The sequence below is a fragment of the Aphanothece microscopica RSMan92 genome, assembly GCF_046613545.2.
GTDB lineage: Bacteria > Cyanobacteriota > Cyanobacteriia > PCC-6307 > Cyanobiaceae > NIES-981.
This window is the reverse complement of sequence record NZ_JBKKKY020000209.1, coordinates 1-1071: the sequence shown is the minus strand read 5'-3', so window position 1 is coordinate 1071 and position 1071 is coordinate 1. Positions and strand designations below refer to the sequence as shown.

At 49.4% G+C, this 1071-nt stretch carries 1 protein-coding gene; it reads right to left on the bottom strand.

Annotated elements, in window-relative coordinates:
- On the bottom strand, positions 1-913 hold a 913-nt coding region (locus tag ACLD7X_RS17020; protein ID WP_411424874.1), incomplete at its 3' end, for a RecQ family ATP-dependent DNA helicase.
- Between the last annotated feature and the right edge of the window lie 158 nt (positions 914-1071).

The following is a 1071-nucleotide window of genomic DNA, read 5'->3' as shown; positions in this document are numbered from 1 at the left end:
GCGGTAAGTCCATATGCAAGACTTCGCGAACATCGGCTTTGTCTACACCCATGCCGAAAGCACTGGTAGCAACCAAAACAGTTGCCTCTCCTTTGAGGAATTGCTCCTGCGCTTGGGATCGCTGTCGATCATCCATACCAGCGTGGTATGCTGTACAGGCCAAACCACGTTGCATAAGAGCAGCGGACGTGCTTTCTACGCGCTTTCGCGATCCACAGTAGACAACGGTAGGTTGACTCGTATTGAGGAGGGTCTGTTGAACGTAACCGAGTTTGTCTGCCGTTTCTACGACATGAAACGTCAGATTCGGCCTGTCAAAGCCCTTGACGATGATCGTTGGCGATTGCATCGCCAAGGCTCGACAGATATCGTCGCGTACTTCCGGGGTTGCCGTTGCTGTGACGGCAATGATTGGGACACGGCGGATATCTTCAAACATTGACGGTATGGCCATGTAGCTGGGACGAAAATCATGTCCCCATTCAGAAATACAGTGTGCTTCATCTATAGCGACGCGAGAAATTGGCACATCGGCAAGCATTCGCCGAAAGGACCGTTGTTCAAGACGCTCTGGAGCAACATACAACAGGGCAAGCTCGCCACGACCGGCGCGTGCCATGATATTATTGATTTCACCCAAACTGCGGTTGCCGTGAATGGTATCCGCGATGATACCACGTTGTTGTAGTCGTTCGACCTGATCCTTCATCAACGCGATCAATGGTGAAAGGACAAGCGTTGTCCCTCCTAACGCTATCGCAGGAACTTGATAAACCATGGATTTTCCCCCACCGGTGGGCATAACGGCCAGAACATCTCTACCTTGCATGGTAGCATTGATGGCCTCATCCTGTCCCGCTCGGAAGGAAGAATATCCAAAGACATTCAGCAATACATCATCTGCAGTTTGCATAGTATCGAATGTTATTCGACAATGCGTAAACGTGCAATTCTCATCTGGATATCATAAAGAAAAACTGCCCCTCGAATTCCCAAGCGCCTCAAATGATTCATTTCCGTTTCACCATTTGATCGTGGTATTTCTCCCATTCTCGATCCACTAATATCAAA